This is a genomic window from Chryseobacterium herbae, assembly GCF_025154075.1.
In the GTDB taxonomy this organism is placed as follows: domain Bacteria; phylum Bacteroidota; class Bacteroidia; order Flavobacteriales; family Weeksellaceae; genus Chryseobacterium; species Chryseobacterium herbae.
In genome coordinates, this window is the sequence record NZ_JAOAMU010000004.1 from 388581 (window position 1) to 411256 (window position 22676).

General features: G+C 39.5%; 17 protein-coding genes. 10 read left to right on the forward strand and 7 right to left on the reverse strand.

What is annotated here, in order from left to right; all coding sequences use genetic code 11:
• Positions 1 to 5: 5 nt before the first annotated feature.
• Positions 6 to 1598, forward strand: coding sequence for a SulP family inorganic anion transporter (locus tag N0B48_RS14855; protein ID WP_259839542.1), 1593 nt, complete (start codon positions 6 to 8; stop codon positions 1596 to 1598).
• A 48-nt stretch (positions 1599 to 1646) separates the two neighbouring features.
• Entirely contained in the window at positions 1647 to 2282 is a 636-nt protein-coding gene (locus N0B48_RS14860; RefSeq protein WP_259839543.1) for a carbonic anhydrase, read from the forward strand.
• A 131-nt stretch (positions 2283 to 2413) separates the two neighbouring features.
• On the opposite strand, the gene pth is transcribed toward N0B48_RS14860, so the two are convergent.
• From pth to mfd, 7 genes are all read right to left on the reverse strand, one after another.
• A complete protein-coding gene (pth, locus tag N0B48_RS14865) occupies positions 2414 to 2977 on the reverse strand; it encodes an aminoacyl-tRNA hydrolase (RefSeq protein WP_259839544.1) in 564 nt (187 codons plus the stop codon).
• A gap of 85 nt (positions 2978 to 3062) precedes the next feature.
• Positions 3063 to 3995, reverse strand: coding sequence for a hypothetical protein (locus N0B48_RS14870; protein ID WP_259839545.1), 933 nt, complete (start codon positions 3993 to 3995; stop codon positions 3063 to 3065).
• A 98-nt stretch (positions 3996 to 4093) separates the two neighbouring features.
• On the reverse strand, positions 4094 to 4969 hold the full coding sequence (locus N0B48_RS14875; RefSeq protein ID WP_259839546.1) for a hypothetical protein: 876 nt from the start codon (positions 4967 to 4969) through the stop codon (positions 4094 to 4096).
• 350 nt (positions 4970 to 5319) lie between these two features.
• The gene (locus N0B48_RS14880; RefSeq protein WP_259839547.1) at positions 5320 to 6063 is read right to left on the reverse strand and encodes a hypothetical protein; all 744 of its coding nucleotides are present in this window, start codon (positions 6061 to 6063) and stop codon (positions 5320 to 5322) included.
• A 7-nt stretch (positions 6064 to 6070) separates the two neighbouring features.
• Positions 6071 to 6886, reverse strand: coding sequence for a hypothetical protein (locus N0B48_RS14885; protein WP_259839548.1), 816 nt, complete (start codon positions 6884 to 6886; stop codon positions 6071 to 6073).
• 3 nt (positions 6887 to 6889) lie between these two features.
• Positions 6890 to 7711, reverse strand: coding sequence for a hypothetical protein (locus tag N0B48_RS14890; RefSeq protein WP_259839549.1), 822 nt, complete (start codon positions 7709 to 7711; stop codon positions 6890 to 6892).
• Between the two features lie 693 nt (positions 7712 to 8404).
• Positions 8405 to 11773, reverse strand: a complete 3369-nt coding sequence (mfd, locus tag N0B48_RS14895) for a transcription-repair coupling factor (protein ID WP_259839550.1) — start codon at positions 11771 to 11773, stop codon at positions 8405 to 8407.
• A gap of 256 nt (positions 11774 to 12029) precedes the next feature.
• Here mfd and N0B48_RS14900 point away from each other — a divergent pair, with 256 nt between their 5' ends.
• The 8 genes from N0B48_RS14900 (at position 12030) to dnaB (ending at position 22668) form a co-directional block, all read left to right on the forward strand.
• Positions 12030 to 12422 carry a hypothetical protein gene (locus N0B48_RS14900; protein ID WP_259839551.1) on the forward strand — a complete coding sequence of 131 codons (393 nt, stop codon included), beginning with the start codon at positions 12030 to 12032 and terminating at the stop codon, positions 12420 to 12422.
• A gap of 182 nt (positions 12423 to 12604) precedes the next feature.
• Entirely contained in the window at positions 12605 to 12886 is a 282-nt protein-coding gene (locus tag N0B48_RS14905; protein ID WP_259839552.1) for a hypothetical protein, read from the forward strand.
• A 128-nt stretch (positions 12887 to 13014) separates the two neighbouring features.
• Entirely contained in the window at positions 13015 to 14514 is a 1500-nt protein-coding gene (locus tag N0B48_RS14910) for a GH3 auxin-responsive promoter family protein (RefSeq protein ID WP_259839553.1), read from the forward strand.
• A 69-nt stretch (positions 14515 to 14583) separates the two neighbouring features.
• Positions 14584 to 14946: a hypothetical protein gene (locus N0B48_RS14915; protein ID WP_259839554.1), complete on the forward strand. Its 363-nt coding sequence runs from the start codon at positions 14584 to 14586 to the stop codon at positions 14944 to 14946.
• Between the two features lie 93 nt (positions 14947 to 15039).
• Positions 15040 to 16275 (forward strand): MFS transporter, encoded by a 1236-nt coding sequence (locus N0B48_RS14920; protein ID WP_259839555.1) that lies wholly within the window; start codon positions 15040 to 15042, stop codon positions 16273 to 16275.
• Between the two features lie 91 nt (positions 16276 to 16366).
• A complete protein-coding gene (locus tag N0B48_RS14925; protein ID WP_259839556.1) occupies positions 16367 to 18502 on the forward strand; it encodes an FIDD domain-containing protein in 2136 nt (711 codons plus the stop codon).
• Positions 18503 to 18608: 106 nt separating this feature from the next.
• Positions 18609 to 20726: an FIDD domain-containing protein gene (locus N0B48_RS14930; RefSeq protein ID WP_259839557.1), complete on the forward strand. Its 2118-nt coding sequence runs from the start codon at positions 18609 to 18611 to the stop codon at positions 20724 to 20726.
• 343 nt (positions 20727 to 21069) lie between these two features.
• Positions 21070 to 22668, forward strand: coding sequence for a replicative DNA helicase (dnaB, locus tag N0B48_RS14935; protein WP_259839558.1), 1599 nt, complete (start codon positions 21070 to 21072; stop codon positions 22666 to 22668).
• The last annotated feature ends 8 nt before the right edge of the window (positions 22669 to 22676 follow it).

Sequence of the window (22676 nt, forward strand, 5' to 3'; positions counted from 1 at the left end):
ACATTATGAAAAAAACATCATTCATAGGAGGAATCAAGGAGAATTTCCCTTCCGGACTCGTTGTATTCTTAGTCGCGCTTCCATTATGTCTCGGAATCGCTTTAGCATCAGGAGCACCGCCCTTATCTGGAGTAATCTCCGGTATCGTAGGAGGATTAGTCGTAGGGTTTCTAAGTAACTCAAATATATCAGTATCAGGTCCGGCAGCCGGTCTTACCGCTATCGTTTTAACAGCGATCACAGATCTTGGCGCTTTCGAACTTTTCCTTTGCGCAGGAATCATTGCGGGACTTATCCAGTTAATTTTAGGATTTGTCAGAGCAGGAAGTATATCCAATTATTTCCCGAACAACGTCATCGAGGGAATGCTTGCCGCCATTGGTATCATCATTATTTTAAAACAAATTCCTCATGCCATGGGATTCGATAAGGATTACGAAGGGCATGAATCTATATTTGACAACGGACTGAATTTCGGATATTTTACAGAATTATTCGGAGCAATACATACGGGAGCTATTGTGGTAACACTGGTTTCGGTAGGTATTCTTATTGCCTGGGATAAAATTCCGGCTTTAAAAAGAATGAAAATGCTTCCGGGAGCCCTGGTGGCAGTAGCAGCAGGAATACTTCTTAATGAACTGTTCAAACTGTCCGGAAGTTCATTGGCAATCGGTACACAGCATCTGGTTTCACTACCCGTGCCCAAATCATTGGATGACTTCAAAAATCTTGTTACGATGCCTGATTTTGGAGGATTCACTAATCCTAAAGTATGGATAGTAGGAGCAACAATTGCCATTGTAGCTTCTATTGAAACCCTGCTTTGTATCGAAGCTTCCGACCGACTGGATAAGCAGAGAAGAATTACAGATACCAACCTTGAGCTTAAAGCACAGGGAATCGGAAACCTGATCAGCTCATTTATTGGAGGACTGCCAATGACTTCTGTAGTGGTAAGAAGTTCTGCCAATGCTAACGCTGGAGCGACTTCAAAGCTTTCTGCGATGATCCATGGAGTACTTCTATTGGTCTGCGTTCTGACTATTCCATTTATACTTAATCTTATACCATTGGCTACCCTTGCCGCAGTACTGATTCTTGTAGGTTATAAACTGGCAAAACCAGCGACCTTCAAGCATTTCTGGCATTTGGGCAAATTCCAGTTCATTCCGTTTGTTGCGACTGTAGTAGCTGTAGTAGCAACTGACCTTCTGAAAGGGGTAGGTATCGGTCTGGCGATCTCTGTATTCTATATCCTTCAGGGAAATATGAAACGGGCTTATTATCTAAGCAGAGAAAAACTGGATGATGCTGACGGAATTAATATTAAGCTTGCCGAGGAAGTTTCTTTCTTAAATAAGGCAGCGATCAAAAAGACATTGAAAAACATCAAATCTAACTCTACCGTGACCATTGATGCGAGAGGAACTTCATATATTGCCACCGACGTACTGGAGATGATCCAGGATTTCGCTAACATCAGAGCAAAAGAAGAAGACATTAATGTAGAACTATTAGGCTTCAAAACTTCGTACAAAGACTACGAAACTGATGAAGATTCTCACATCCTGATCACGCACAGACGAGCCATGTAAGCTCATTACAATTATTTTTTTTAATTTTAACAAGAATAAATCAATCATATGAAAGCACATACACACGAAACTCAATCTACGATCACCCCTGAAAAAGCATTAACTTTTTTAAAAGACGGAAACCAAAGATTTGTCAATAATCTAAAGGCAAACAGAGATCTTTTAGAACAAGTCAACGCAACACGTGAAGGTCAATGGCCTTTTGCAGTAGTGCTAAGCTGTATAGACAGCCGTACTTCTGCAGAATTAATCTTCGATCAGGGATTAGGAGATGTTTTCAGTATTAGAATTGCCGGTAATTTTGTAAATCAGGATATTTTAGGTTCAATGGAATTTGGCTGTAACGTTGCAGGTTCCAAACTTGTTGTCGTTTTAGGACACACAAAATGCGGTGCATTAAAAGGTGGTCTGGACGCAGCACAAATTCAGGGTATGGGAATGGATAATCTTAATCATCTGATCAATCATTTCGACCCGATCATCAACGAAATCATCGAAGAAGGCGAAGAACGTTCATCAAAAAACGGGGCGCTTTTGGAAAGATTGAATCAGCAAAACGTAAAAAGTGCCATTGAAGATATCCGTACACAAAGCTCAACCCTTAAAAAGCTGGAAGACGAAGGTAAGATTAAAATCGTTGGAGCCAATTATAATGTTGAAACCGGAGCTGTAACCTGGTTATAAGAGCTATCAGTTTACACATTTTTATTACACATACATAAAAAAATCATGTTATAGTTAGATTGGAAATTGATTTTTTAAGCACAAAAAGACCACCGGAATATCGGTGGTCTTTGCTTTATACTGGTATGTAATTATTTTCCATTAAACGCAGACATCGTATTCCCGATTCCGGCAAAAACAAATGACAGGCTGGCTTTAGAGAACTTTTCAATTCTTTCGCCCAGCTTTTCATTTTCTTCTTCATTCCATGTTCCCAACACATAATCTGCCTGACGACCTTCTGAAAAATCGGCAGAGATTCCGAAACGAAGTCTTGCATAATTCTGGGTCTGCAGCATTTCATTGATGCTTTTCAATCCGTTATGACCCGCATCAGAACCTTTCATTTTCATTCTCAGAGTACCGAACGGAAGGACAAGATCATCGGTAATGATCAGCACATTTTCCAAGGGAATATTCTCTTTCTGCATCCAGAATCTCACGGCATTTCCGGAAAGATTCATGTAGGTATCCGGCTTCAGAATCAACACTTTTCTTCCTTTGTACTTTCCTTCTGCCATCCATCCGAAATTGGTGGTATTAAATGAAGTTCCCAGCGTTTCCGCTATTTTCTCCGCTACTTTGAATCCTATATTGTGGCGTGTATTTTCATATTCCGGGCCTTTGTTTCCTAGACCGACTATTAAATATTTCATTGAGAAATTTTTTGCAAAATTAAGAGATAAAAAATAAAAAAGCCCAATCTTGTGAAGATTGGGCCTGTATATTATAAAGATTCTTTTAGAAAGGCTTATAAATGTAGTTTACACCAAACCCTCTTGTCATATACGTCTGAGGATCGTAGTTGTAATTGGTTGTTCTGATAACCGGTGAAGGTATCGGAGGTAAAAGATCTGTTACAGATGCTTTTTTAGGGTTGTTCGGAGATAAGATATGACTTTCTCTGTCATTGATTTCCGTTGATAAAAGTCTTGAAATTTTGTATACTGAAGGAAGCAGTGTAAATGGACTGATCTCGGTATCATAATTAAAGAACTCGTAAGCATATTTATTAATCGGTCTTCCAAACGCACCTCCGGCAATAGGTCCGTAATGTCTTACCACTTTAGAAACATTGTCTCCAAGGTAGGTATATCCTGTTTTGGAATAATCTGTGTAAGCGAAAGGTGTTCCTGACACATCAGGACCGTTTCTCATAATGATGGAATCCATCTTGGCAGTAGACGCGCTATACTTTATATTGTAAAGGGTCTTTGTTTTTCTTAAAAGCGTCTGAGGTCCAGGATTGGTTGCAGGCGGTACAGGCGGAGGTCTTCTGAAAACCGTTCTGTTTTCAGAAACTGTTTCCAGTCTGTCATTAGGTCCGTAAGTAAATAACTGGCTGTAAGACACACTGTCTTTATCCAGTTTTCCGTTAGCATCAAGATCCAAAAATCCGTTGAATGTAACCTGGCTTACTTTGTTTCCGCTGTATGCGATATCCGTGATGGAAGCACTGTCTGTGATCACTTTCGTTACCAAAAGTCCACTGTAGTGATATTCCGCTAATGTATCTTTATTTGTAATTTCTCTGTATAATGCTCTTGGACCATTTAATCCTCCAGTATCATTCAGATCCAATAATGGATCTCCGTCTTCGTCTAACATGTCTTTGCAGGAATGTATTGAAGAAAACCCTGCTATTAATAAAATAAAGTAGAAAAGTCGTTTCATTTCCAGGTGATTGTTTATTTTTTGACAAATATAACTTTTTTCTGAATAAAAGTTATGTTTTTATTTATATTCAAATAAAACCGATAATCAAATACGGTTTATAAAGTTCTGTACGCATATTTAAGCACCTGATTCTTATCAGACACAGGATAATTAAATGCATCATACAGATACGTCATCGGAGTATCTACACCAGGCGCGGGAGCCGGAGGCATTACAAATACCGATGTAGGGTTATTCGGAGAGATTCTGTAGAAGTTCTCAGGACGAATCAGACTCCATGCCGTAAAGAATGATTTTGGAAGCGTAGAGTACGGATTGATCTTTGAATCATAGTTCTGGTAGCTGTAAACCGTTCTCTTAGCCGTAACCATATTGGGATCTCCTGTTCCTGTAAGCGTTCCTTTCGCACAATCTGCCTTGAAGATATTGTCTCCTATATAGGTAAAAGTACTTTCTGTAAATAAGCTGTACGCTGAATTTCCGGCTACTTTTCTTTTCTCCAGGATTTTCACAAGTTTCTTACCGTCTGCATCGTAAGTAAAAATATAATCACTTATAAAAGAATCCAGGGCCACAGCAGCGGTAGCAGTACATGTAGCACTATACACATTGCCCTTGCTGTTTTCACTTACACTGAAGTCATACACCATACTGCCGGTAATGCTTCCGATAAATTTTATTTTCCCGATCTTGTTATTGATGTAGGTTGCGGTACCTGTATAATAATTATTAGTACTTCCGTCTTTTAGCATTCCTTTCTGAAAAGCAGTCCCATTCATGGTATATTCTTCCAGAATGGTAGAGTTAGAAGTGATCTTTTCCAGTACTCTGGCAGGCGGCGGTGTTGTATTCCCGTTATTTCCTCCATTATTCGCACTCGGTTCGAATTGGTCTGAAGAAGAGTTGTCACATGAAACCAGAAGTCCGAAAAACACTCCGGTAATAACTTTAAAAAGATAGTTTTTTCCCATGAAAAAATATTTTAGTGAGTTTACAAATATAATTCATTTTTTCGATGAAAACATTTACTTATTCAACAAATCCGTAATAATCTATATCTTTTTTCAAAAAAAACCTAAAAACATGATGTTTTTAGGTGTTATCTGATCTGAGTCCGGATTAAGAAAATTAAAGTGAAAAGCCAGAAAGATGAAAAATCGACTTTGGAAGTTATAATTGACTTCCCAATTGATTGCAGATTGTAAAATTTGACGAAATACAATTGCAGCTGATCCTTCTTACCTCATGACTTCTCTTTGCGACGTCAGAATTCCTGACCTCCTCCAACCTGTTCCGAATTCAGGTATTTATTTTTATTGTATTAATAAGGCTGCAGTACCGAAGTGGTTAAAACAGACTGTGACATTTCATTATTTAGAAATTCCGTGTTTACCGCCGTTCCGATTCCCAGCGTCCCTGAATTCAGATTCCTCTTTGTACAGGCCACCTTTACAGCATAATTGTTTTTGGGCGTAAGATTGGTAAGGGTAGCATTCAGATTAAAAATCTTATAACTGCCATCAGAACCGATTAACACATCCGTTCTTACTGCTCGCAGGGTATTATCTACAAAAATACCACATGCAAAACCCGAAGAAGCATTCGTATTTCCGGTTTTCTGTGCTGTAGTCTGGAAAGTAAAAGCTACTTTATTTACAGCATTGGTGATGGAAAAAGTATCACTGGTTCCGGGAAGAACAGTCCATGCACTTGTGATGGTCGTCCCTTCCGTATAAGGAGTGGTAGCTCCGTTTGGAGAAGAAAATACAGCACCGCTCTGATCCGCCACCGTATTCAATGAGAATACTGACATACTTCCCTGTCCGTCTGCTATTTTTATACTTTTCCAGTCATTTGCATTCATTTCAGAATTGTTATGAAGAATGGTTCCGGCCGCTCCTGCTGATCCTCTCAACAGATTCGTTCCTCCGGTTCTGAACTCTTTTCTTACATTGATATCCCCGTTTACATCCAGCATATTAACAGGGTTTGGGGTGTTAATTCCCACCTGCGCATTAGCCAAAACAGCCCATAACAAAGATTTTACGATAATAATTTTTTTCATGACTGGATTAATTTATAATAGGGTTAAATACCTGAGGAATCTCGTACACATCCACTTTTAGGGAAGACTGTGCAATAAAGCTGTTAATGTTCGTTTCTGCATTGATTCCTATAGCCAATACAACATCACTTGTCGTTCTGTAAGATCCTAATCTTGAACAGGCAACACTTACCGTATGCTGTCCTTTGGAAAGATTAGCAACAACCCCAATCTGATTATGAGTAATGAAAGTACTGCTTGCGCTACTTGCTTTCAGGTTTCTCTGTCTGAGATTTACCAGCTTGTCATCCACAAAAATACCACATGCGTAATCTATAGAAATATCTGTCGTTCCATTGGAAGGAAGATTGGCCTGTACTACGGTTTCAAACTGAAAATAAGTCTTGCTGTCCGTACTGAATACACTGATAGGCTGTGACAGACCTGAGATCTTCTTAAATCCCGGAAGACTGGAAATATCAGCTCCTTTCGTGAAAGCTGTATTCTTTGCAGCAATAGCAGATTGTTCTGAACTGGTAAACTTCACTCCGGTTCTGTCTGAAAAGGAGTTATTGAATATCAGATAGAATTTATTCGGTTCGTATTCCGGAATACGGAGACTTTTCCAGATCGGTGGATAGCCTTCACCCTGAGAAACAAGGATCTGGTCATTATTCCCATGAGAAAGCGTATTGTCCGGAGCATTCAGAACTACGATTTTATTTCTTAAATTGACATCACCATTGACGTCCAGTTTGGATTTCGGCGAGCCTGTATTGACTCCCACCTGGGCAGAAAGAGACAGTCCTGCTATAAGAAACAGGATTGATATAATATTTTTCATCAATTAATTGCTTTTATAAGTAACGTATTCAATCACATCTATTTTCATGATAGACTCAAGGGTAAATGCATTGGAAACCGTATTGGTATCGGAAACATTACGTCCGACGGTAAACTGTGAGTTTGAATTGGAGGAGTTGATCTTTCTACACGCCACCTCAAGCTTCTGTGCTCCTACAGGAACATTCTGCTCGGTATAGTTTAATGTAAAAATATAATCCTGAATACCGGATTTCTCTGTATTATTGTTTGAAACAACCTTATCCGGACGTACCGCCACCAGTTTTCCGTTTCTGAAAACACCACAGGTGAAGGTGACAGACTGAGAAACATCCGAAGCCGGAGCTTTCATCTCTATACCCGTCTGAAACTGGTAAGTAAGCCTGTTTCTCCCGTTTTTAATGATAAAATTATTTTCAAGGCCGGCTATTTTAGACCACTTCCCTTTTGACACATCGGTGATGTCATCGCCTACATTGTTTTTGTAAACATCATCTGCTGCGATACCGTTTGAAAGTGCTGTAATACCCGTTTGATCTGATGACAAGTACGAATTAATCAATTTGTACTGACCTTCCTCCATGAAGGAAACATTCAATGATTTCCAGACAGGAGATAAACCTTCTCCCTGTGAAACCAAAACCTGGCCGTTCAATCCTGCATTTCCTGCCTGACTTGAAGTGCCGCCTACTCTAAGTTCTTTTCTTAAGGTGATCTTCCCGTTGACATCGAGAGTAGATTTAGGAGAAGTTGTCCCAATTCCCACCTGCGCGTTGACACAAACCGATAAAAGCACGGTTGCGCAACAATAGATAATTTTTTTCATAATATGGGCTGCAAAGGTATGAATTTAATTCATAAAAAACCATTTACTCCATCATAAACATGTAGAAATAAAGCGATTACGATGTAGAATTAATCGCACATAAAAGTAGAATTATTACTACAAAGCAGCACTTTTTTTTATCTTTTAAAAGACCCGTCTTCCCCAAAGTCCGTAACAATGGTAGATACAGCTCTATTTTTTATCATTATATTGTGATTTTAAATTGCATTAAAACATGCCTGCTCCCCTATTTTTTATGGTCTTTAAGTCAAACTTTTTTTGAAAAAAAGACCTGAAAAATTCAATTTCAGATCTCTTTTTAATGGATCGGTAAAAAATGTGGTCCGTTTGTTCTAATTAACCTTAGATTTCAGATGAAGAAATATGAATGGTGAATTTTGCTTCGCAAGTGAATGGTGAATTTTGGGGTAGATTTTAGACATGAGGCTGAGAGAAAGATTCAGACTGAGATTAAGATGATTATTAGAGAACAATCAAATCCTTAATCCCCTACTCTCAAACGCTCAACCCCGAATTCCGTAAACCCGTACCTCGAATCGCGAAACTCTCAAACCCTGAAACTCTCCGACCTTCAAACCCACAACCCCGAATTCCATAAACCCGCACCTCGAAACTCGAAACTCTCAAACCCTGAAACTCTCCGACCTTCAAACCCACAACCCAAATCTTTGCTTACTGATGTCCGATAATGGTCTTTAAAAGAGCATTCACCTCATCTACATTTTTTACTTTTTCTTTTCTCATCATCAATAGGTTTCCTTCTTTCCCGATTTTTTCTTTCAGCTGGGCTTCTGCAGGATTTTGCGTTAAATAATTGATTATATGTCTGAATCTGTCCGTCTGATAAAATTTATCCTGAGGATTAGCCGGGAAATATCCTAAAAAGACCCCATTCTTCATGACGATCTTCTCAAATCCTATTTCTGAAGCCAGCCATTTCAGGGCAACACTTTTTAATAAATTGACAGCCTCTTTCGGCAGTGCCCCAAATCGGTCGATCAGTTCAAGTTCGAATTGATAAAGATCCTTCTCATTATCAATTTCTGCAATTTTCTGATACAGTAAAAGCCTTTCTTCTGTATTTGAAATATAGAAATCAGGAAGCATCAGCTCCAGATCAGTATCAATATTCACATCTTTTACAGATTTGAATAGCTTTTGCCTGTCTTCTTCATTATCGAACAGGTTTTCAAAGTCTGCATCATCTTTTAATTCCTCAAGAGCTTCCTGCATTAGTTTCTGATACGTTTCAAAGCCCATCTCATTGATAAATCCACTTTGCTCCGCACCCAGAAGATCTCCTGCACCACGGATCTCAAGATCCTTCATCGCAATCTGGAAACCGCTTCCGAGATCAGAAAACTGCTCGATAGCTTCGAGACGTTTTCTTGCATCAGAAGTGATCATATCATACGGAGGCGTGATCAGGTAACAGAATGCTTTTCTGTTGCTTCGTCCTACCCTTCCTCTCATCTGGTGAAGATCTGCCATCCCGAATCTTTGGGCATCATTGATAAATATGGTATTGGCATTGGGAACGTCTACACCACTTTCAACAATGGTGGTAGCCACAAGAACGTCATATTTTCCTTCCATGAAATCAAGGACATTTTTTTCCAGCTGCCTGCCTTCCATCTGTCCGTGGCCCGTAATCACTCTGGCATCCGGAACCAGTCTCTGGATAAGTCCTGCTATATCTTTAAGGTTCTCCACCCTGTTATTGATAAAATAAACCTGTCCGTCTCTCTGAAGCTCATAAGAAACAGCATCTCTCAGAATTTCTTCACTAAATCCGATCAGTTGTGTGTCTACAGGCTGCCTGTTCGGTGGTGGTGTTTTGATCACCGAAAGATCTCTCGCCGCCATGAGTGAAAACTGAAGCGTTCTCGGAATCGGGGTAGCCGTTAAGGTAAGTGTATCTACATTATTTTTCAGTGTTTTCAGTTTATCTTTCACAGATACACCGAATTTATGTTCCTCATCAATAATCAACAATCCAAGGTCTTTAAACTTAACAGAGCTGCTTACTAATTGATGGGTTCCTATAATGATATCTACTTTTCCGTTTTTAAGCCCGTCTAAAGCTTCTGTTTTCTGCTTGGCTGTTCTAAATCTGTTGACATAAGCCACATTCACCGGAAAATCTTTCAGTCTTTCTTTGAAACTTCTGAAATGCTGGAACGCCAGAATGGTCGTTGGAACCAGCACTGCAACTTGCTTTCCGTCTGTTGCCGCTTTAAATGCTGCACGAATCGCCACCTCGGTCTTACCGAAACCAACGTCTCCACAGACCAACCGGTCCATCACCGTATCCGCTTCCATGTCTCTTTTTACGTCAATGGTTGCCTTTTCCTGATCCGGAGTATCTTCATAAATAAAGCTGGCCTCCAGTTCATTCTGCAGGTAAGAATCGGGAGTATATGAAAAACCTTTTGCCGTTTTTCTTTCGGCGTACAGTCTTATAAGGTCAAAAGCAATCTGTTTTACTTTGGCTTTTGTTTTCTGTTTTAATGATTTCCAGGCTGGCGAACCAAGTTTGCTCAGAACAATTTCTTTTCCGTCCGGACCATTATATTTTGAAATCTTATGAAGTGAATGAATACTTACATATAATAAGTCCCCGTTTTTATAGGTCAGCTTAAAACATTCCTGAATCTTCCCGTCATTATTTACCTTAACCAGTCCCATGAATTTTCCGATTCCATGATCGATGTGAGCAATATAATCTCCGATTTTCAGGGACATGAGATCTTTCAGGGTAAGCTGCTCGGATTTTGCAAAGGTATTTTTGGCTTTATATCTCTGGTAACGGTCAAAAATCTGGTGATCGGTATACACCAGAATTTTGTGTACATGATCTACAAAACCTTCATGCAGTTCTGATCTGAAGCTTTTAAAAGGAAGTTCATTTTCCAGTTCTTCAAATATGGACTCCAGTCTTTCTTTTTGCTTTTCAGTGGAAAAAGAGATCCAGGTATCAAAACCTTCGTTCTGCTTTTCTTCCAGATCATCAATCAGGAGTTCAAAGTTTTTATGGAAAGAAGGCTGCGGAATCTGTTCCACTTTTATCTCAGTGATCTCTTTAATTCCTTCCATAGAAATACTTGCGAAATCAATGGTTTTAAATTTTTTAAAATCGAACAGAAATTCCTGATCTGAAATAAAAAGCTCCTGAGGCCTTCTGTGGGCAATATCTTTATTTAATGTTTCATATTTTTCCAGTGATCTCTCGTAAAACGTCCTGATCTTCTGCATACCAACCGCTCCGTTTTTGCATACCACAAAACTTTCTTCATGCAGCAGCTGAAGCAGCGAAACTCTGGTTCCCGTCACGGAAAAATTCATATTGGAAACCAACTGAAAATCTTTCACCTTATCTATGGACAGTTGAGTTTCAATATCAAAGGTCTTGATATTTTCCACTTCATTTCCAAAGAAGGTAAGACGGTACGGCTTTTCATATGAATAAGAAAATACATCGACGATTCCACCTCTTACAGAAAATTCTCCAGGTTCGGAAACGAAATCCGCCTGCTGGAAGTTGTAATGATTTAGCAGTTCATCCACAAAATCAAAGTCCAGCTGGTCTCCTACTTTTATATGATGCGAGATTGCTTTAAAATCTTCTTTCTTTAATACCTTTTCAGATAATGCTCCTGCGTAAGCCACAATCACTTTGGGTGATCTCCCGGAATTGATTTTATTTAAAACCTCTGTTCTAAGGACGAGATTGGCATTCTGCGTTTTCTCCACCTGATAAGGTTCAAGATGGGTTGCCGGAAAATACAAAACCTTTTCTTTTCCAAGCAGATCCTCCATTTCCGTATTGGCGTACAGGGCATCTTCTTTGTCATCTACCAGATAGAGAACGGTTTTCTTCTGCGTTAAAAAAAGTTCGGCAACAAAAATAGAAACCGATGAACCTGCACTTCCCTTCACGGAAATATGCTGGCTGCTTTCTAGCTGAGTAAAGATTTCTTTTCCAAATTCTTTCTGAAGAAGGTCGGGAAGAAATTTTTCGTGAATAGGTTTTAGCTGCATAAATAGTAATGGTATAAAACGACAAAAGCGATTTCGGGAGTGTTCCGAAACCGTTTATACTTCACAAAGGTAAGGATAATTTTTTCTTCAGATGACCACGAAAGAATTTCTAAAACTGAATTAAAATCATAAAATACATACCCAAATCTTAATTTTTTACAAACTTGTCTAATAAAAAGTTAAAAAAAACCATGTTTTGTTGCATGGCATGGTGTTTGGCCTTTTCATCTTATCAAACTCTTAAAGAAATAATATTATGAAAAAAGCAATCAGAATCTTAGGCGTGTTTATGCTGGTATTTGTGGCTACATTATCTTTTGCCTCTTGCAGCAGTGACGACGATCCTGTAAACAATGATTTCTTCGCAGGAACTTATAAGGGAAGCATCTCTTATAATGATGGATCAACTAACAACAGTACCGATAACGGAAGTGTTTTTGTAACAAAAATCGCCAGTGGTACAAAGTATAATTTCGGATTCTCGAATGGTATTCCGGATCTTAACGGAGTGGAATTCCAACAGTCGGGTGATCATACCCTTGTGATGGTGGGAGCCAATGCTACTTCTTATATAAGAATTGACAATAATGAATTGAAAATCTTGTATATCAAGGATGGTAAAACCTGGACTGCCAACTGTACACGATAAATCAACATTCATATTTACAATTGAGCCTGTTTTCGTCATGAAAGCAGGCTTATTTTATGTTTAAAACGACTACTTTAAGTTTTTTTTAAGCAGTAATAAACTTTAGTTAAGGTTCTGAATCGCAGTTTTTCCAGCCCGTTTTTTGTATATCTTTACTCAAGAAAAATAAACAATACACCCTCATGAAAAAATTATTAACAGCAATGTCACTAGCACTAGGACTAGGATTTGCAACCGCACAGCAAACGGCTCCTGCCACTACCGCAGCTCCACATCACACAACTAAAACCGTAAAAGCTCCGGCAGCTAAAACAGCTCAGCCAGCAGCAACGGCCAAACCAGCTCAACCTGCTCAACCTGCAGCTAAAATGAAAAAAGATGGAACGCCGGACAAAAGGTATAAAGAAAACAAAAACCTTAAAAAAGACGGCACTCCGGATAAGAGGTACAAAGCCAACAAGTAAACTTTAACATATAGTTGTTATTTTCATAATCAAATTTCGAAGAACCGGTGAAACTCATTCGCCGGTTTTTTTATGCTATATCGTATGAAAATGATTTCATATTCTATACTTATTTATAAATTTGAGGCATGTTAAATTTCTTCAAGAAAAACGCGGCACTTGTCTGGGCAAAAAAGCATGTTCAGAAAACCGGGGAATTCAAAAAAAACTCAGAGAAAAATCAGGAAGTTCTTTTACTGTCTCTTGTAAAGACGGCTCAGAAAACTCTTTTCGGAAGGGAACATGATTTTGAGAATATCCACTCCATCCGGGAATTTCAGGAAAAAGTTCCTGTTGCCGACTATGAAGATCTTAAACCATATATCGAAAGGGTAAAAAAAGGACAGGCTAATATCCTCTGGACAGACACTCCGGAATATTTTGCAAAAACCTCGGGAACCACTTCAGGCTCAAAATACATTCCTATTTCAAAAGAAGGAATGCCATTTCAGATTGCCGGTGCCCAAAGCGCGCTTTTCCATTATATCGCACAGAAAGACAACGCCGATTTCGTGAATGGAAAAATGATTTTTCTTCAGGGAAGTCCCGAAATGGAAGAAGTTTTCGGTATAAAAACCGGAAGACTTTCAGGAATTGTCGCCCATCACATCCCGACCTATCTTCAGAAAAACCGTTTACCAAGCTGGAACACGAATATCATGGAAGACTGGGAAGCGAAAGTAGACAAGATCATTGAAGAAACGGAACATGAAAACATGACCTTGATCTCAGGAATTCCACCCTGGCTGATCATGTATTTTGAAAAACTTAGCGAAAAACACGGTAAAAAGATCAAACAGCTTTTCCCTAATCTGCAGCTTCTGGTGACGGGAGGCGTCAATTATGAACCTTACCGCGATAAAATGGAGGATCTGCTGGGCGGAAAAGTAGATATTATTCAGACATTTCCTGCCTCTGAAGGTTTTTTTGCTTTTCAGGACGACTACACCAAAGAAGGGCTGCTTCTTTTAACCAATCATGGGATTTTCTATGAATTTATTCCATTGGAAGAATATGGTAAACCGAATGCCAGAAGATTAACGCTTAAAGAGATTGAACTTAATAAGGATTATGCACTGATCCTAACGACCAATTCAGGTTTATGGGCGTATTCAATAGGTGATGTGGTAAGATTTATCGATAAGGATCCGTACAGAATTCTGGTAAGCGGACGAACGAAACATTTCACTTCTGCTTTCGGGGAACACGTGATCGCATTTGAGGTGGAGGAAGCTATGAAAGCTGCTTTGGAAAAACATCCTGCCCAGATCACGGAGTTTCATCTTGCTCCACAGGTAAATCCTGCCGAGGGACTTCCTTATCACGAATGGCTGATTGAGTTTGAAAAAGAACCGGATCATTTAGAATTATTCAGAAATCAATTGGATACTGAGCTCCGGAAGCGAAATACGTACTACGATGATCTTATTACCGGAAATATTCTTCAGCCGCTCCATATTCGTCTGCTGAAAAAAAATGCGTTCCATGAATATGCAAAATCTCAGGGTAAACTCGGCGGGCAGAACAAAACACCAAGACTGGCCAATGACAGAAAAATTGCAGATCTATTGGAAATTTACAAACTTTAAAGATATTTTTTCAATTCAAAAAACATATATTCGAAAAAAATTATAAATTTGGAAAAATAAAAAATAATAATGAGAGCATCTGTACTTTTAAAATCATCTTTACTAACATCTTTATTTGTGATTTCATCCTGCGCTACGACAAAGTACAGCGAGGACATTTCAAAAAATAATTATTCTAATCTTCAAGCTGGAAAAGTTTATGTTGTTACCATGAAAGATGGTTCCAAAAAACAGAAGATGCTATTCCGAAACACTGATGCTGAAAACCTTATCGGAACTGCCGGTAAAAAGGACAGTACAGAGGTGATCATTCCTAAATCTAATGTTGCTGCGGTAAAAGACAGAAGCAAAGCAAGAGTGACAGCGGGTGCTACCGTGATTGGAGCAGCGGGTGTTGCAGCCATCGTTATCAGTTCACTGAGAGCGGACTAAAATAGATTTTATCTTTCGGGACCTATTTGATTTATCATTTAAAAAAACAGCATATAAACAGCCTTAAATAAATATTTAGGGCTATTTTTGTGCATGATTTCCTTTACCCCGTTAAAAACATTGCAAAATATTGAATTCAGGAATCTTCTTACGGGAAGATTTTTTATTGTTTTAGCCTTCAGAATGCTTGCTACGTTATTAGGATGGTGGGTGTACCAGTTAACAAAAGATCCGTTTTCAATTGGACTTATTGGTCTCTCGGAAGTCATTCCTGCAGTAAGTTGTGCCCTGTACGCCGGTCATGTGATCGACATGAACGAAAAAAAGAGGCTGCTCCTGATCTGTAATTATTCTTATATTTTCCTGATCGGTCTGCTGCTGATTCCCGCATTTTTCAATGTAGAAATGCATTTCAACGGGCATGAGATCACGTACTATATATATGGTGTCATTTTTTTCACAGGGATTGCCCGCGCTTTTATCGGGCCTATCGTTCCTTCAATGATTCCAAAAATCGTAAAGAAAGAAAACCTTCCGAATGCCGTAACCCTAAATCAGGCTACCTTTCTTATTTCTTCGGTATGCGGACATGCAGCCGGCGGACTTCTTATCGGGTTCTTCGGCGTAAAATGGACGCTGATTGTTATTATTTCATTAATATTTATCGCTTCGTTATTTTTCTGGCAACTGAAGCAGCAACATTCAGAACACAAGAAGGAGGAAGTCAATGTGGCTGAAAGTATGCGTGAAGGTATTTCGTATATTTTTAGAACGAAAGAAATTTTAGGTGCTTTATGTCTGGACATGTTTGCTGTTCTTTTCGGAGGGGCTGTTGCCATGATTCCGGTATTTGCGACTGACATTCTGGATGCCGGAGCGGAAGGTTTCGGACTTCTGAATGCGGCTTCCGATATAGGTTCTATGTGTATCATCACATTGCTGGCTGTGGTTCCGTTAAGAAAAAACCAAGGAAAGATTCTTCTGGTTGTTGTAGCCGGATTCGGGCTGTGCATCATTGGTTTCGGATTATCCAAACTGTACTGGCTTTCATTTATATTCCTTGTCATGAGCGGAATGCTGGACGGGATTTCAGTGGTCATCAGAGGAACGATTGTACAACTGAAAACTCCTGACCACATCAGAGGTCGTGTCCTGAGTGTGAATTCCATATTCATCATGTCCAGCAATGAAATGGGACAGTTTGAAAGTGGGCTGATGGCAAAATTGCTAGGTGTAGTGCGCTCTGTAGTCTTTGGAGGAAGCATGACGGTACTCGTAGCTCTTCTGGTAGCAAGTACAAATCCCAAGCTGAGGAAAATGAAGTATTAGGCAATAATATGCTGATTCTATTAAATATATCACAAAAACTTTAATTTAACTTTAATAATTTTTTATATTTGTTTTTTTTAAATCCCCCTTTATGAAAAAAGCATTACTCGTTTTTCTAATCATCTGTTCGCGCATCTTATATGCTCAATCAGATTGTATTAGCGCAATATCTATCTGTGGAAACTCAGATATCTCTTACACTCCTGCCGGACCTGGAAATATACTGGAAGGCATTGGTATAAATTCATGTCTGAATGACACTGAAAATGAACACTATTCAGTTTGGTATTCATTTACAGCAGCAACTTCCGGAACATTAGCGTTTGTTATCAATCCTAATATGGACATCGACGATTATGACTTTGCGGTGTATGGCCCTACAACAAACGGCTGTACCTCTTTGAATAACAACAACATTTTTGTAACCCCTCTAAGATGTAACTACAATGGTACAGGAGCATCTCAGGGAAATACAGGTTTACTACTAACGATACCTCCACCTCCACCTCCTAACGCCAATGGTAGCGCAGGAAACCAGCTGGAATGGAGCCCCCACATGGTAGTACAGGCCGGTGAAACCTATTATCTAGTGGTAGACAACTTCCTAAGTTCTCCGGATGGATTCTCGCTGACATGGAGCGGTACTGCAAGCTTAAGTTCTGCATTTAATGATCCTGCTTTAGCTCCGTTTCCTTTTGTGACACCTGGACAGCCTGCTGCCAATCCTGCCAATCCGAATGAGATAACAGTATGCTCACTTGCCACACCTTTCAACTTTACGGCACTTAGCACCGGGATTATTAATGGTAACAGTACCAACTTTAAAGTAAGCTACCATAAAAATACCAATGATGCTATTACAGGAGGAAACCCTGTAACTTCAGAGGTAGTCGACCTTGCAGCTACTTACTATTATAGAATTGTGTATCAGGATCCTGCGAACCCAACCAATCCCATGAACGGCTGTTTTATTACAGGTAAATTCAAATTCAGGGACGGCAGCTTTACTTTAAATAATGCCACACTTACCAGCTGTAGTAATAACAACTCGGGAACAGCCATGTTTGATCTTACCACTGCTACAATAGGGGCATTACCTTCTCATACCTTAAAGTATTATCCTACACTGTTTGACCTGAATGCAGGAACCAATGAGATTACCAGCCCTTCTATATATCAGTTTGTATCAGCTGAAGCAAAAATATTTGTAAAAGCCACCAATGAATTCGGATGTACGGCAACTGCTGAAATCGCCCTGAAATTTCATCCATTGGTAGTGGTTACCGATGCTTTCTTAAGAGAATGTTTCATTGAAACCAATCATTCACTGGGAGTATTCAACCTTAACAACGCGCCTGTAACTGCAGGAACCGCAACGAAAAAATATTACCCGTCTGTAGCAGATGCTGTAAACGGAACGAACGAAATTTTAAACTTCCTTACGTACACAGCACCTACTGGTGTAGTATATGCAAAGGTATTCAACGCACAGGGATGTTATAATATTGCAAAAATAACACTGACTGTAATGGGACCTGTTTATTCAAGCGTTTTAAAAGATAAGATCATCTGTATCGAGGATAAAACGACACTGGATGCCGGACCTGGATTCAGCGGTTACGAATGGAGCACGGGAGCTACTACACAGGCTATTAACAATGCAGCTGTAGGAACTTACTGGGTTAAATTAAAAACCGGAACCTGTATCACGCTACAGAAAGTAAAAGTATATGCTTCTGAGCAACCTGTGGTATCAAGCATTGACATTTCAAACACAACGATTACTGTTAATGTTATCGGAGGAGTTCCAGATTATAAATACTCCATGGATAATATCAACTGGCAGGATTCTAATGTATTCACCAATATTTCAAGAGGCGACCACAAAGTATACGTGAAAGATGCTTATGACTGTGAGCCGATAGATATTACAGTTTTAGTTCCGAACCTTATCAACGTGATTACTCCAAACGGAGATGGTGTCAACGATGTGATTGACTATTCAGCCTTATCAGGAAAACAAAGCCTTGTGCTGAGCATCTTTGACAGATATGGTACGAAAATCCATCAGGCAGATAAGTCCAACGGATATAAGTGGGACGGAACCATAGCCGGCAAAAAGATTCCTACGGGAACCTACTGGTATTCTGTAACATGGAATGAAAATGACAAAAAGAATACACCATTCAAGTTTTCAGGATGGGTAATGGTAAAAAACAGAGAATAATCCATTATTAATAATAGAAAACCGCTCTACGGGGCGGTTTTTTTTCAACATAAATGCTGATAACTTTATTTTTCTCAAATCTTGTTTCACAAAAATCATTTTAAACATGAAAAAAACATTACTTCTTTTAATTTTATTTGTAGCGCAGGTGTTTTACGCACAGTCCGACTGCGTTACAGCTATTCCGCTCTGCGGAAACTCGGACATCTCCTACACCCCATCGGGACCGGGTTCTGTCTTAGAAAATACGGCAACCAACGGGTGTCTGGATGATAATGAGAATTTCTCGGTATGGTATACTTTTACCGTAGCAACATCCGGAACACTAACATTTACCATTGATCCCAATGTCAATAGTGATGACTACGATTTTGCGGTCTATGGTCCTACTAACAATGGATGTACTTCTTTAAATACCAACAATGTTTTTGTAACACCTGTAAGATGTAATTATTATGGTGGTATACCTTCCGGAAATACCGGGCTGACTCTTACCTTACCTCCACCTCCACCTCCAAATACAAACGGAAATGCAGGAAACAATAACGAATGGAGCCCTTACATGAATGTGCTGGCCGGAGAAACCTATTACCTGGTAATAGACAATTTCAGAAGTTCTCCGGACGGATTTAAAATGATCTGGGGTGGTACGGCTACCTTAAGCTCTGCTTTCAATGATCCGGTTCTTGCTCCTAACCCTTTTATTCCACCGGGAATTCCTGCAGCTAACCCAACAGATCCTACAACGATCATGGTGTGCGGACTTCCTTCACAATTTAATTTCGACACACTTACTGCCGGTATTATCAATGGAAACAATCCGAACTTTAAGGTGACTTACCATGATAACACCAATGACGTGGTTACAGGAGATGACCCTCTGACTATCGCTACAGTAAATGCAGCCACTACCTATTATTACAGAGTTCGTTATCTGGATCCGGACAACCCGAACAACGTCATCAACAAATGTTTTATATTCGGGAAATTTAAATTTGTAAATGCCAGCATCACAGCAAAGAACGCTACGATTTTTGCGTGTAACAATAACGGCGACGGAACCGGAAAATTTGATCTGACTACAGCAGATGTATTTACCGGAGGTACCATAAAATACTATCCTACGCTTGTTGATTTAAATGCTGACACTAATGAAATCACGAATCCTACCAGCTATATTTCGGCTCAGAAAATAGTCTATGCAAAAGTAATTTCTGTATTCGGATGTACGGCCATAGGAAATATTACATTGTCATTCCATCCGGTAGTGACCTTAAAAGATGCATTGATAGAAGAATGTTATATAGAAAACGATATTCTGCAGGCTAAGTTTGATTTAACAAAAGCAGATGTAGGAGCCATCGCAGGACAAACCAAAAAATTCTATAAAACACTGATTGACGCGAAAGCAGAAACTAACCCTATCGGTAATCCTGATGCTTATGTAACCACTAGCACAGAAGTTTATGTAAGAGTTACCAATTCTAATCAGTGTTATGCGATCTCCAAGATCACATTAAGAGTTCTTCCTCCTGTAAAATCTGCAGTACTAAAAGATAAAACGATCTGTGCTGAAGCTAAAACAACATTGGATGCAGGACCTGGATTTGACGGATACGAATGGAGCACCGGTGCCACTACTCAAACCATCAGCAATGTAGGAATAGGCGTATACTGGGTGAAACTGAAAACAGGAAAATGCTTTACTCTTCAGATGGTAACCGTTTTTGCTTCTTCGCAACCGGTCATCTCTTCTGTAGAAATCAGTAACAATACCATCACTGTGAATGCGTCAGGCGGAACTCCTCCTTACATGTATTCATTAGACGGTATTACATGGCAGGCATCTAACACATTTAGTGGACTTCCTAGGGGAGACAACAAGATCTTCTTAAAGGATTCTTTCAACTGTACGCCTATTCAGATTACAGTGACTGTACCGAATCTGATCAATGCAATCACTCCGAACGGAGATAAGATCAATGACGAGATCGATTATTCTGCTCTGTCTTATAAGAAAAACCTTGTATTCATTGTGTATGATAGATATGGAAACAAACTTTATGAGGCCAACAAAATGAGAGATTACAAATGGGACGGAACGGCTTCAGGCAAGAAGATCCCTACAGGAACTTACTGGTATACGATCTCATGGAACGAAAACGATAAGAACAGTACCGAAACGAAATATTCAGGATGGATACTGCTAAAAAATAAAGAATAGATTTATTCTTATACAAACTCAAAAAAAGACTGTCGGAAATGACAGTCTTTTTTTGTGTTGGAAGTTTCCGGGATGTGAGATTCCGGTTTGAGAGTTTCGGGTTACGGGATGCGCGTTTAGCCGTTCTACTGTCTGATGTCTCACGTCTGAAATCTGACATCTAAAAAAAACACTTATCATTTTCATCTGATTAGGCATTACTTCTTGAAATTTTTCTATTTTTGATCCCCGTTTTTTACTAACATTCTCATACTTCCTGTCCATTGCAACTTACGGAGGAATGCTGATAACTTGTTAGTTACTATTTTTTAATTATTTTTTTTAAATAAACTATCTTTGCATCATGGCGCAAAAAGAAACATTATCATCCCTTACACACGGAAACTTTGCAAGAGAACTGTCTATTGCGGATGGAAAAATGCCACCCAATGCTGTAGATTTTGAAAGACTGGTGATAGGAACTTTTCTTATTGACAAGAAGGGTCTTGACCACTCTATTGACCTTCTTACCTCAGAGGTATTTTATGACCCGAGACATCAGGTTATTTTTGCCGCTATTTTAAAACTTTATGAAGGCAATCACCCTGTGGATCTTATGACGATCATTCAGGAGTTAAAAAAAGAAGACAAATTAAGCCAGGCCGGTGGCGACCATTATATCATTGATCTTACCATGGGGGTAAGTTCATCTGCCCATATTGAATACCATGTACGTGTTATTCTTGAAAAATACATCTTAAGAAGTCTGATCAATGTTTCTGCGAACGTGATTGACTCTTCCTATAAAGAATCTACCGATGTATTTGAACTTTTGGACAAAGCAGAACAGTCATTCTTTGAGATCACAAACGGTACGATCAAAAAAGGATTTGACACGGCCAATTCATTGGTAAAACAAGCCATCGAAACCATTAAATCTTTGAAGGACAAGGAAGGACTTTCCGGTGTTCCTTCAGGATTCAGAGATATCGACAAAGAAACCGGAGGTTGGCAAAATTCCGACCTCATCATTATAGCTGCCCGTCCCGCGATGGGTAAAACAGCATTCCTTCTGTCTATGGCCAGAAATATTGCTGTAGGACACAAAATCCCAATGGTACTTTTCTCTCTCGAGATGGCATCTGTACAGCTGATCACCAGGATGATTGCTTCCGAAACGAAAATTTCTTCCGAAAAACTGAGAAAAGGAACTCTGGACGATGAAGAATGGCAGAGACTATTCTCCAATGTATCGGAACTGGAAAATGCTCCGCTATTTATTGACGAAACCCCTTCCCTTTCTATATTTGACTTCCGTGCCAAATGCCGAAGACTGGTGATGCAACATGGGGTAAGGTTAATCATGGTCGACTACCTTCAGCTGATGACAGCAGGAAGCAGTGGAAAAGGAGTCGGAAACCGTGAACAGGAAATCTCCATGATCTCACGTTCACTGAAGGCGATTGCTAAAGAACTTAATGTACCGGTTATTGCTCTTTCCCAGCTATCCAGAAGTGTGGAAGCCCGTCCCGGAAAAAGACCTCAGCTTTCTGATCTTAGGGAATCCGGAGCGATTGAGCAGGATGCAGATATTGTATCCTTTATCTTCAGACCGGAATACTATAAAATTGCAGTCTGGGATAATGACGAAGAAGGTGCGGAAACGCCAACAGAAAACCAGGCCGAGCTGATCATAGCAAAACACAGGAATGGTGCTACAGCCGATGTGAGATTATCATTCTTAAAGCATTTTGCTAGATTTGGTGATATTGAAGCTGCTTTTGATGGCGGAGCCGGAGCAATTGGTTATCAATCTAATGCTGGATTGTTGGGGGAACCAAGTGGCTTTGATAAAATTAGGACTACAATTCAACCTGGTGCAGCGTTCGATTTACCTGATAGTTCAAAACTGTCAGGATCTTCAATGAATGATTTTGATGATGATGATGATTTTCCATTTTAATTGTTTAC

Coding starts and splice junctions, on each gene's coding strand:
- N0B48_RS14855 (WP_259839542.1), top strand. CDS start 6: ATGAAAAAAACATCATTCATAGGAGGAATCAAGGAGAATTTCCCTTCC.
- N0B48_RS14860 (WP_259839543.1), top strand. CDS start 1,647: ATGAAAGCACATACACACGAAACTCAATCTACGATCACCCCTGAAAAA.
- pth (WP_259839544.1), bottom strand. CDS start 2,977: ATGAAATATTTAATAGTCGGTCTAGGAAACAAAGGCCCGGAATATGAA.
- N0B48_RS14870 (WP_259839545.1), bottom strand. CDS start 3,995: ATGAAACGACTTTTCTACTTTATTTTATTAATAGCAGGGTTTTCTTCA.
- N0B48_RS14875 (WP_259839546.1), bottom strand. CDS start 4,969: ATGGGAAAAAACTATCTTTTTAAAGTTATTACCGGAGTGTTTTTCGGA.
- N0B48_RS14880 (WP_259839547.1), bottom strand. CDS start 6,063: ATGAAAAAAATTATTATCGTAAAATCTTTGTTATGGGCTGTTTTGGCT.
- N0B48_RS14885 (WP_259839548.1), bottom strand. CDS start 6,886: ATGAAAAATATTATATCAATCCTGTTTCTTATAGCAGGACTGTCTCTT.
- N0B48_RS14890 (WP_259839549.1), bottom strand. CDS start 7,711: ATGAAAAAAATTATCTATTGTTGCGCAACCGTGCTTTTATCGGTTTGT.
- mfd (WP_259839550.1), bottom strand. CDS start 11,773: ATGCAGCTAAAACCTATTCACGAAAAATTTCTTCCCGACCTTCTTCAG.
- N0B48_RS14900 (WP_259839551.1), top strand. CDS start 12,030: ATGAAAAAAGCAATCAGAATCTTAGGCGTGTTTATGCTGGTATTTGTG.
- N0B48_RS14905 (WP_259839552.1), top strand. CDS start 12,605: ATGAAAAAATTATTAACAGCAATGTCACTAGCACTAGGACTAGGATTT.
- N0B48_RS14910 (WP_259839553.1), top strand. CDS start 13,015: ATGTTAAATTTCTTCAAGAAAAACGCGGCACTTGTCTGGGCAAAAAAG.
- N0B48_RS14915 (WP_259839554.1), top strand. CDS start 14,584: ATGAGAGCATCTGTACTTTTAAAATCATCTTTACTAACATCTTTATTT.
- N0B48_RS14920 (WP_259839555.1), top strand. CDS start 15,040: ATGATTTCCTTTACCCCGTTAAAAACATTGCAAAATATTGAATTCAGG.
- N0B48_RS14925 (WP_259839556.1), top strand. CDS start 16,367: ATGAAAAAAGCATTACTCGTTTTTCTAATCATCTGTTCGCGCATCTTA.
- N0B48_RS14930 (WP_259839557.1), top strand. CDS start 18,609: ATGAAAAAAACATTACTTCTTTTAATTTTATTTGTAGCGCAGGTGTTT.
- dnaB (WP_259839558.1), top strand. CDS start 21,070: ATGGCGCAAAAAGAAACATTATCATCCCTTACACACGGAAACTTTGCA.